Origin of the sequence: Gimesia sp. (genome assembly GCF_040219335.1) — a bacterium.
Lineage (GTDB): Bacteria > Planctomycetota > Planctomycetia > Planctomycetales > Planctomycetaceae > Gimesia.
Map to the genome: position 1 here is coordinate 20,287 of NZ_JAVJSQ010000024.1, position 11,305 is coordinate 31,591.

At 55.1% G+C, this 11,305-nt stretch carries 5 protein-coding genes; 3 read left to right on the forward strand and 2 right to left on the reverse strand.

The window, feature by feature from the left end; translation table 11 throughout:
- Positions 1-195 precede the first annotated feature (195 nt).
- Complete coding sequence (locus RID21_RS19585; protein ID WP_350191776.1) at positions 196-462, forward strand: hypothetical protein; 267 nt, start codon at positions 196-198, stop codon at positions 460-462.
- 304 nt (positions 463-766) lie between these two features.
- Positions 767-5,902 carry a PVC-type heme-binding CxxCH protein gene (locus RID21_RS19590; RefSeq protein WP_350191778.1) on the forward strand — a complete coding sequence of 1,712 codons (5,136 nt, stop codon included), beginning with the start codon at positions 767-769 and terminating at the stop codon, positions 5,900-5,902.
- Between the two features lie 860 nt (positions 5,903-6,762).
- Here RID21_RS19590 and RID21_RS19595 read toward each other — a convergent pair.
- Positions 6,763-8,016 carry a carbohydrate porin gene (locus RID21_RS19595; protein ID WP_350191780.1) on the reverse strand — a complete coding sequence of 418 codons (1,254 nt, stop codon included), beginning with the start codon at positions 8,014-8,016 and terminating at the stop codon, positions 6,763-6,765.
- A 136-nt stretch (positions 8,017-8,152) separates the two neighbouring features.
- The gene (locus RID21_RS19600; RefSeq protein WP_350191782.1) at positions 8,153-9,070 is read right to left on the reverse strand and encodes an alpha/beta hydrolase fold domain-containing protein; all 918 of its coding nucleotides are present in this window, start codon (positions 9,068-9,070) and stop codon (positions 8,153-8,155) included.
- A 497-nt stretch (positions 9,071-9,567) separates the two neighbouring features.
- Between RID21_RS19600 and RID21_RS19605 the strand changes: the two genes are divergently transcribed.
- A complete protein-coding gene (locus RID21_RS19605; protein WP_350191784.1) occupies positions 9,568-11,016 on the forward strand; it encodes an MFS transporter in 1,449 nt (482 codons plus the stop codon).
- Positions 11,017-11,305: the final 289 nt, after the last annotated feature.

Below are 11,305 nucleotides of genomic sequence, written 5' to 3' on the forward strand. Positions count from 1 at the left end.
AGGTTATCCTCAAACGCTGATCTGTCTTTAGTTCTGATCCGTAGATTAGTGGTTCGAATCCACCCGGGCATGCATTTAATGGCGATTCACTGTAAAAGTGAATCGCTTTTTTATTGACTGTTGCTTCCGAGCCTGTTTTCAAGAGAGTGAATTTCAAGCGGCTGCCAGAACCCAATTACAGAGAGCTGTTGAGACATGATCCATTTCGTGAGCTGTGATATTTTAAGGATTGATGGTGATGATGCTTTGCTCGAAATTAAATACCGTGTTGATGCCGGGCAGGAAATCCATTCATATCAGGTAAAGCAGGGATTTTCCGTCGAAGACGGTTTTGTTTACATTGGGACAACTGAAGTTATTCAAGGTCAGCGGCCAGGATGGGCGGAATATGCACCAGATCACGATTTGATACACGATGCCCTGCAAGATGACTATGATGAAAGAAGCGGACTGTTTTCGTAACCGAAACAAATGAGACATGTGCTTTTAGGGTGGGCGTGCTGCTGGCGTAATAAGGATGGAAAGAGAAAAGGTACTGATCCGCTACTATTTTTCGCAGTTGGTGTCTGGTGAGAAACCAGGGGAGTTCTGCATATTTACTCCCTGCTCCCCGTTCGGAAGTTCACTTCTTTTCCGGGCCCGTTTCTTATCATGAAAAACCACCAAAGGCTGGCGTCTGCCTTGGGTTACCATTACACTGGTGGTACTACCATATATTCACACCCCCCTCTTCTGACGCTCTTTTAATACGGATGATGCTAGAACCATGAAACGATTCTCCCACCGCTGTGCCGTATCTTCTTTGAAATCTGCAGGCTGGGCTGTTGCTCTGTGTCTGTCGCTGTTTGTGACCAGCTTTGCCAGTGCGGGGCCGCTGGTTTATGAAGGGACCGAGGGGCCTGGTAAAGGGAAGCATATTGTCTTCCTGGCCGGCGATCATGAGTATCGCTCGGAAGAATCGCTGCCCGAACTCGCCCGCATCCTCGCGAAGCGGCATGGGTTCAAGTGCACGGTGTTGTTTAACATCGATCCCGAGACCGGTGAAATCGTCGCCGGCAATTCGAACATCCCCGGGATGGAAGCCCTCAAGACGGCGGATCTGGCCGTCGTGTTTCTGCGGTTTCAGAATCTGCCCAAGGAACAGATGCAGCATCTCGATGACTACCTGAAACGGGGGGGGCCGGTGGTTGGGATGCGGACCGCCACGCATGCCTTCAACATGCCTGAGTCGGCACCGTTCTCGAAATATTCGTACCAGAGCAAAGATAAAGACTACGAAAAAGGTTTTGGGCACCAGGTGCTGGGACAGACCTGGGTCGGCCATTATGGAACCAATCACAAGCAGAGCACACGCATCACTATCATTGACGATAAGAAACAGCATCCGATTCTGCGGGGCGTGAAAGATATCTGGGTGCAGGCCGGCGGTTATGTCGGTAAGCCGATTGATGGTGAAGTGCTGACGATGGCGCAGCCGCTGAACGGGATGCAGCCCGACTCCCCTGCCGATGAAACCAAACCTCCCATGCCTTCTGAATGGACGCGTACCTACACTTCGGCTTCCGGTAAAAAAGGACGTGTCTTTACGACTCTGTATGGGACGCCTGAGGATCTGCTGAACGACGGTTATCGCCGGATGCTGGTGAATGCCTGCTACTGGGCGCTGGGGATGGAAGACGCGATCAAGGCTGATGCGAATGTGGATTTCGTCGGCCCGTTCGAACCGAACACCTTTGGTTTTGGAACCTACGCACACGGGATCAAGCCGGAAGCTTATGCCGGGTTCAAGAGCCCCATTCCCGCGAACCATAATACCAAACGGACAGATACTCCCCAAAAGGGAGGGAAAAAAGCAGCGCCGAAAAAAAAGGACAACAAGCCGGCCAGTAAGTCGAAAGAGCCCACGGCTTCTGTGGCCACCGGTAAGCCGGCTCGTTTTGTGCGAATTGAACTCCCCGGGGATAAGCGGATTCTGACCCTGGCAGAAGTGGAAGTTCTCAGCGGCGGAAAAAATGTTGCCAAGGGAGCGAAAGCCACGCAGTCGAGCACGATGGGATCGGCGGTCGCCGCCAAGGCATTGGACGGGAACAAGAGTGCGGACTGGGGCAAAGGCGGACAGACTCATACTTCGAACTCGGGTTCGAAAAATCCCTGGTGGGAAGTCGACCTGGGCCGTGCGGTTGATGTGGAGAAAGTGGCGATCTGGAACCGGGAAGGTTTCGAAGGACGCCTGGAAGACTTCACCCTGACGCTGCTGGATGCGAATCGGAAAGAAGTGTTTCGGCTGATGAAGGTCCCTGCCCCGTTCTCCATGGAAATCGACGTCAAGAACAAGGGCAAATTGGAATACCTGACCCACAGTGGAAAAGCGGGTGTGCCTTATAAGTCGACTTCGAAGTCGGTCGGTGCGGAATCGGGGAGTCAGGTTGAAGACCCGACGCTGGTGGAAGTGCCGGCTGATTATCGTGATCCGATTCCCTTTAAATTTCAGGAAGGCGATGTCGTCGCGATCCTCGGAAATGGGCTGCCCGATCGGATGCAGCATGATGGCTGGCTGGAAACCCTGCTGCAGAGTGAACTGCAGGGAAAGAAAGTCCGTTTTCGCAACATGAGCGTAAGTGGCGACCAGGTGGATTCGTTTCCGCGGAGCAAAGGTGCTGCGACGACCACCGAGATGTTACGGCATGTGAAAGCCGACGTCGTCCTGGCATTCTTCGGTTATAACGAATCCTTCCAGGGCGTGAAAAAAGCGGGCGACTATCAGAAACGACTGGTCGATTTCGTCAGAAAGACCCGCGGTTCCAAGGCGAATGGCAAATCGTTCCCGCGGATCGTGCTGTTCAGCCCCATCGCCCATGAAGATACCGGCAACAAAAACGTGCCGGATGGGAAAGCACACAACGTTCAGCTGGAAGCGTACACGCGGGCCACGGCAGCAGCGGCTCGAGAAGCAGGCGTCGCGTATGTCGATCTGTTTCATCCTTCCCAGCAGATGTTCCAGGAGTCGAGCGAACCTTTGACGATTAACGGAATCCATCTGACAGAAGAAGGTAACAAGCAGCTGGCGGAGATTATCTCCTCTGCCCTGTTTGGGCATCAGGTGACCGCGTCTCAGACGATGGAACCGCTGCGGTCTGCCGTGCTGGATAAGAATTACAAATGGAACAACCGCTTTCGTGCCCGTGACGGGAACGATGTGTGGGGTGGTCGTTCGATTCTCAAGTTTACTGACGACCAGACCAACGCCGAAGTGCTGCAGCACGAACTGTCGATGCTGGACGTGATGACGAACAATCGCGATCCCCTGATCTGGGCGAAAGCCAAAGGGGAAGACTACCAGGTTGACGACAGCAACGTGCCTGCTCCGGTGAAAGTGATTTCGAATGTCGGTGGCGGCAGTAAGAGCTCAAGTGCGGTCAAAGAGGGGAACCTGAACTACATCAGTGGTCAGGAAGCGATTGAGCACATGGCGCTGGCTGACGGATTTGAAGTCAGTCTGTTCGCGGATGAAAAACAGTTCCCCGAACTGGTCAATCCCGTGCAGATGCAGTTCGATACCAAGGGGCGTTTGTGGGCGGCTGTCTGGCCGACCTATCCCAAGTGGGAACCGCTGAAAGAGATGAACGACGCCCTGTTGATCCTGCATGATGATAACAACGACGGTAAGGCGGATCGCGTGACCGAGTTTGCCCGCATTCAGAATCCGCTGGGTTTTGAATTCTGGAACGGGGGCGTGCTGGTCGCGTCTGCACCGGAAATCGTGTTCCTGAAGGATACCGATGGGGACGACGTGGCCGATGTGCGGACCGTGATGCTGCAGGGCCTCGATTCCTCGGACACCCATCATGCGGCCAACAACCTGATTTACGGTCCCGATGGCGCCATCTACTGGCAGAGCGGCGTGTTCATGGTACATAACCACGAGCATCCCTGGGGGCCTTCACTGCAGGCCAGTGAGTCAGCCATGTATCGCTTCGATCCACGGCGGTTCACGATTTCGATGCACGCGATCAATTCACCCAACCCGCACGGGATTTCGTTCGATTACTGGGGCTATCATTATGCGACCGATGGCACCGGCGGACGGGCTTACCAGGTCCGGCCGGAAAAAGGCGGGTTCAAAATGCACGAGCTGCTCAAGAAAGAAGTTCGTCCTGTGACCGCCAGCGAAGTGGTCAGCAGTGCGCACTTCCCTGAGTCCATGCAGGGTGACTTCCTGATCTGCAACGTGATCGGGTTCCTGGGTATCAAGCACTACGACCTGGCCCGCAACGCCACCGACGGCACCGTGTGGGGTGAGCCGGCGGGCGATGATCTGACCGTGATGCGTTTAAACGCGGACGGATCGAAAACGGAAGATAAATCCAAGGGGCTGATGATGAGCGGGGATAAGAATTTCCGTCCCGCGGATGCGATTTTTGCTCCCGATGGTTCGCTGTATTTCTGTGACTGGCATAACGTGATCATCGGACACATGCAGCACAACGTTCGCGACCCCAACCGCGATCATCAGCATGGTCGTATTTACCGGATGACCGCCAAGGGGCGTCCGCTGCAGAAACCGGTGGCCATCGATGGCGAGCCGATTCCTGCCCTGCTGGAAAATTTGAAATCGCCGATCGACGGCATTCGTCATCGGACCCGCGTCGAATTGAGCGAACGCGATACCGATGCCGTGATTGCCGCGACGGAAGAATGGATCAAACAGTTTGATCCCAATAAGAAGGAAGACGCACATCACCTGCTGGAAGCACTCTGGCTGCATCAGCAGCACAATGTCCGGAATCTGGAACTGCTGGGGCTGGTACTCAAGTCGCCCGAGCCGCATGCCCGTATCGCCGCGAATACGGTGAAGCATCTCTGGTTCAACGTGGAAGGCACGATGCGTGGTGGGGTGATTGCCGAAACGGAAGAAGCCGAGACCAAGAAGTCGGGTATTCTGAGCGATACAGCCGAGCTGACAACGATTCGCATCGGGACGGTCCGCGAGCGGATGCGTTACGATGTGACGAAGCTGACCGTCAAGCCCGGCAAGAAGGTGAAGCTGACGTTTGCGAACCCCGATTTCATGCCGCATAACATCATGCTGGTGAATCCCGGTAAAGCCGACGAAGTCGGACTGGCAGCCATTGCCCTGGGGGCCAGCGGGTTTTCTGTGGGCTTTATTCCTGAGAGCAAAGAGATCCTCTGGCACAGTCAGCTGGTGGATCATGGTCAGGAAGAGGTGATTGAATTTGTCGCTCCGACCCAGGAAGGGGCTTATCCTTATATCTGCTCGTTCCCCGGTCACCACCTGCTGATGCGGGGTACCATGTATGTGACCAACGATCTCAAAGCGTATCTGGCGAAGAACCCGGAGAAAGAGAAGAAGATTACCAAGTGGAAACTGGCCGATCTGACACAGGACCTGAAACGGGTCGGTCAGCATCGGAACTTCTCGCGGGGACAGGAGATTTTCACCAAGCTGGCCTGTGCCCAATGCCATAAGATCAATGAGCACAGCCACACGCTGGGCAAGAACCTGGCGATTGGCCCGAATCTGGATGAGGTTGTGAAGAAGCATAAGCACGACCCGAAAGTGGTTCTGGCTGAAATCCTGGAGCCTTCGCGGAAGATCGAAGATAAGTACCGCACGGTGCTGTTCGTGCTGGATGACGGTCAGACCATCAACGGGAACATCGTTACCGAAGATGACAAATCGGTCACGATTCTGACCGGACCTCCCCAGGTGAAACAGAAGAAGGTGTCGAAGGATTCGATTGAATTCCAGCGAACTTCTCCCATTTCGATTATGCCCGCCGACCTGCTGAATACGCTGGACAAAGAGGAGATTCTGGATCTGCTCGCGTTCGTGCTGTCCGGCGGGAATGCGAAGTCGGATGCGTTTCATCATCACCACTAAGGTGGTGTCGACCGACTTCAGGTGATCAATTCGTTTTCGTAACAGAACATGGCAGCCGGGGGCATTCTCCCGGCTGCTGTTTTTGGTATGTGGGCGGTTTCTGTCTGGCTGATCATCAGCGGCTTTTGTGCTGATTTGATTCTGCGCTGCTTTCGTTCTTCAATTGCGCAGTTGATACCCAAGTCGCTTCAACCGGGGCCCGGATTCCATTTTGCGCACCCTGCTCTCTTGTTTGTGCTCAATCGTTCTGCATGTTCAGCTTGGGGGCTGGGAGCCGATGCTTAGAATGGGGCGCTGTTTCACCGGGGCCTCAAACGAGGGCTTGGTAGCGTTTCTTTCTTCTGATGGTTTATACCAAAGCCGTTTCAACCGGGGCTAACGCGCTACGGCTAAGGGGATGATAGCCCATGATTTCCGTTTTCACGTTACAGCTCTCACAGAACAGTATAGACGACTACCGGCGGCTGACGCCTTGCCGATCATTTATTTGTGTTGGGTTTTATTCTGGGGATCGGCGTGGGCAGGTCAAGTGGAATCTGGGGTTTGAGGTTCTGATGAGATCCTGTGAGTTCAGGCTGAATGTGCTGCGAAATGCTCTGAATGTGCTCCGAAAGCATTTGAAAATGTACGAGACAGTGGGAACCGGTGATGAATGTTTGGGTGAAAAGTTGGTGAAAATCGACGGCGATTCAGGTGCAGCTGTGTCACTGGTGCCTTGTGTTCCGGTGCGCGCATCATCCGCCTCGCGCGCGAAGCACAATTGCACAAGAATACGGTTCGGGAAGTGGGAATCAAGGGGAGTTTATGCAGTGAAAAGAACTGAACGGCACACCTGGTTATCCGGAAGCGGTGTAATGTGTTCAGAGATCGAGCTGGAACCGCAGGCCGGCGACGAAGGCATCGGGATAGATGCCGGAAGGAGTAGAGATGTACTGGAGGTCGGGCTGGATGCTGAGTGCGTCGTTGATCTGTGCTTTGTAAAAGACTTCGACCATGATCTCGCGGTTGGTGCCTCCCTGGTCGAGTTCGACCCACCCTGCTCCAGCTCCGGTGACGTCCTGATCGCGTCCGCGGATCAGACCGGTATAGGAGAGCCCGGCCAGGGCATCATGCGGGATCAGGGGAAAAGGAGAGCGGCCATAGGTGCTGGTAGGAAAATGCTGGGCGAAGACGGTCAGCCCCTGAGGCTGGTCGTCCGTGCTGCCTGTTTCGCGGAACAAGAGCTGTTCTATCTGTACGTAATAGCCGAAGGCGCGGGGAATCGTCCCGGCGGGAACCGAGCCGGTGGTCTGGTAGGTAGCACCAGCGGTGAATTTCCCGGGCAGCTGTCGAAACGGGCTTTGATAGCGATACTCAAATTCGCCGATGAACAGTGCCGAGTTGTTATCGGAAAAGAGCCCGTTCGCGTTGCTGCGATAGGCGTCCCAGCCTCCGACTCTGAGACTGAGATCGGAATTGACTTCGGTCATGAATACGAGAGCGGGACTGGGCGCGGGGAACGAAGGCAGACCCGCCGAGGGGGAGAGACCAAAGGCGGAGTTGATGAAATCGCTGGCGGCATCGATTGCCAGGAAGAGGTTGCTGATATCCTGTTTACCGACGCGCATCGTCACACCGGAATCGTAGAGGCCGACCTCCCACCAGAGTTCACTGATCTGAGCGATGTTGTCGAACGAGTCAATACTGCTGAGGATCTGTGTGGCGCCGACATACTCATCCAGGCCGCGACCGTGGGTGTTCTGAAACAGGATCGAAGCGCGTCCCGGGATGTCGAGCTTCATCTTTTCAAAATCGAGATCAACGGTGAGGTCGAGCAGACCTTCGTACTGAGTCGAGCCGTTGGTGGCGATCCCGCCGTGGGCATTGGTGAAGACTTCACCGTAATAGACGGGGGAGACAGCGATACCGCTATCGGATTTGAACCAGTCAGGGATCAGCGTCGGATCGTCAGGAGCCGCATTGCTGGAGGGAGGCACTATGCTAGCGGGATCAACGGGGAGACAGTCAATTTGCTCTGTCAGAGTTTCTTCAGCGCAGGGCTGACTGCAGACTGCCTGGGGGGCAGACAGAATCAGGATCAGAAATATCAGCGGGACGACAAAATTCAGCCGCAACGTTACGCTCCCCGTTCACGCTGCGTGAGAATGTTCAGACCGGAAAACAGCGCGCAATACTCTTATTTTCGGCAGAATTGACGCGATGATCCAGTCTGGGGGAATAGTCAAACTAAGGAGAGAATGACGGCATGTTTCAATTGGATTGCAGGGCTTTCTGCCCTGTTTCGGGCTGTGTGGCCAAGTGTTTTCGCAGGAAGGTTTCGACGAGTTGCATCCGCTGTGCGTCAAAGAACTGAGGACCACCATGAGCGCCACCATGAATGACTTCGAAAGTGACATCCAGATCGTGCTGCTTGTACTTGCCGTGCAGTTCGTGGGACTGGTTGATGGGGACCTGCGGGTCCTGATCTCCGTGAATCATGAGCAGCGGCGGATCTTGCTCGTCTACGTGAAAGACGGGGCTGGCGAGACGGGCGAGTTCGGGCATGTTTTCCGGGCGATCACCCAGCAGGAGTTGCAGCGCGGGGACGCGGACACTCAAACCATGCGGCGTGGACTGGGGGAGGATCGTCATGAAGTTGGTCGGACCATAGTAGTCCACGATGGCATCGACGCGGGAGGATTCCTGATCGAAGTCGCCGAGGTCCCCTTCCAACTGCGGGTGTCCGTTGGTAACACCCATCAGGGCAACCAGGTGTCCTCCGGCCGAAGAACCGAGGATGCCGATTTTGGTGGCGTCGTAGCCGTACTTCTCTGCAGAGCCGCGCAGGAAGCGGATGGCGGCTTTGATATCGTGGATCTGGGCCGGGAAGCGGGCGACTGGGGAGAGACGGTAATCGACGCTGGCGACGGCGAAGCCCTGCTGGACCAGCGCGGCGAGGGGCATGTGGTCTTTGGAGCCGGCCCGCCAGGCACCGCCATGGATCCAGACCAGGAGCGGCGGTTGCGAGGTTCCCTCAGGGAGGTAGAGGTCGAGCAGCAGGCGGTGGCCGTCTGCGGTTGCGTACTGGATGTCGTTGATCCGCTGAATCGATTCCACGGCGAAACTCCTGTCGGGGGATACAAACAGAATCAGGGCCAGCATGAGTCCGGCCCGGTAGAAAGGTCGCATAAGTGCCTCTTTCTCAGCTTGATTTTCGGGGCGATCCCGGAGGTTTCCGGATGTGTCTATTGTATACGTGAGGGACGGGGAATGACAGGTTGGAAACCGACTGTGCCGGGGGGGAGAGGGACGATCCGGTTTTCCCTCTTTTCCCGGTCGATCCGATCTGTAGAATTCATGTTATGGGGTGAGGCTGATGCCTGGCTTCGTACTAATCTGGCCTGGATTAAGGATTTGAAAATAACTGTGAAATCGGAAAAAATCTCGGTCGCAAAGAATTCAGGGGAGTGCTATGATCCGCTGCTTGCCTGTGGATCGACAGCGCCACTCAAACACAAGCGATTTTCTCACCCTGGGGGTCGTGCCTGCACTCCAAAATCTCCTTTACGACCGGTATTTCCGCGTAGAGGATCAGCTGATGCAGGATTCCGCTGTGAGTTCAACAGGCAAGCGTCTCCCGGTGGGAGTGCGTCTCGACGCGAATTTTTTTCAAGGATAGATGTACCGTGTGGTCTCTAAAAACAGCACAGCGGGCGCTGATCGCCGCCGGCTGTATGGCGATGATTTACACCCAGTTTACGATGTCACCCGCGACGATTGAGTTCGCACGCTCGCTGGGAGCGACCGGGTTACACATCGGGATTCTGGGTGCCCTGCCGACGTTGATGCTGTTTTTCCAGTTCCTGGCAGCGATTGTCGCCAACCACCTGGAATATCGCCGCTGGCTCTGGTTGCCGATTTCGATCCTGCAGCGATTGATTCTGGTGCCTGTGGCTTTGGTTCCCTGGCTGCTGCCCTCCCTGTCTGATACGGCCTGGCTCTGGTGGCTGATCGTGCTGACCGCGGTCAACCACGCGCTGATTCACTTTACAACCCCGCTCTGGCTGTCGTGGTTGGGAGACTATCTGCCGCACAAGGGGCTCAATCATTACTGGGGCTATCGCCAGGTCTGGATGTACTGGACCGGGGCGATTTCACTGCTGGGCGGTGCGATTTTCCTGGCGGAAAGTGGCCTGGATATCAAGTACGGGTTTGCCTGGCTGGTTGGCGTCGGATCGATTTTTGGTGTGTTCGATATTCTGTTCTATATGAAGATCGAAGAACCGCCTGTGGCGAAGGTCAAAGAGCCTAAGCTGAAAAAGGTGTTGATGACGCCTTTTCTGGATCCGAATTTCCGATCTTATATTTCGTTCACCTGTTTCTGGCATTTTGCTGCGATGCTGGGGGCTCCCTTCATCAGCTATTACCTGCTGGAATACACGGGTATGGACGTGTTCCGGCTGCTGCTGCTCTGGACGTGTGCCTGGCTCGGGGGCGCGGTCTTTTCCAAGCGACTGGGGTCGATGGCCGATCATTACGGAAACCGGCCGGTGCTGATTCTGTGCACGGCGTTCAAATCGACCAACATGATCGGGCTGCTGTTTCTTCCTAAAGATCCAACGCTGGCGTTCTGGATTATGGTGCCGGTGTTTATCATCGATTCACTGCTGAATGCGGGGATTGCGATTGCCAATAACGGTTTCATGCTCAAGAATTCTCCCTCCGAAAACCGGACGATGTATATCGCAGCGGGAACCGCCCTGGCGGGACTGGTGGGCGGCATTACTTCGATTCTGGCGGGGGCGTTTCTGGTGATGTCCTCAGGCTGGAGCGTGACGATTCTGGGGAAAGAGTTCAACAATTTTCATCTGATTTTCTTCATCAGCCTGTTGATGCGACTGGTCGCAGCCTTCTACGCCCGCTCGGTTCGCGAACCGGATTCGCACTGGACGGCGCAGGTAATTATGAAGCTGGTAGGCGTCACGCCATTCCGGATGATGCGTTTTCCCGTTGGTCTGTACCGTTCCTTCCGTACGGACGAATTAAGGGAGATGTCGCCTAAAGAAAGACGGAAACAGAGCCGCCTGGAGAAAGCAAAGCAGACCCAGAACGCGGGCAGCGGCCCGCTGGAATAGATAGAGAGATCCTGTTGACGACGTAGGGGCGACCCTATGTGGTCGCCCGTCGGGTTGAGGATTTTGCTGTTTCGAGTCAGAAGACCTGGCGAGATCTACTGGGCATATTTCATAACATATTGACGGTTACGGGCAGGCACACAGGTCCGCCCCTTGTATCTACTCTTGACTGTCTGCAGTTCTTTGATTTGATAGGCAGATAAAGCCAATGCTTCCCGCCTTTAAAGGCGGGAAGCATTGGTGGCGAGTGTCAGATCGTGTCTGCCCCTGGTCTTAAAGACCGATTCGT

Coding starts and splice junctions, on each gene's coding strand:
- RID21_RS19585 (WP_350191776.1), top strand. CDS start 196: ATGATCCATTTCGTGAGCTGTGATATTTTAAGGATTGATGGTGATGAT.
- RID21_RS19590 (WP_350191778.1), top strand. CDS start 767: ATGAAACGATTCTCCCACCGCTGTGCCGTATCTTCTTTGAAATCTGCA.
- RID21_RS19600 (WP_350191782.1), bottom strand. CDS start 9,070: ATGCGACCTTTCTACCGGGCCGGACTCATGCTGGCCCTGATTCTGTTT.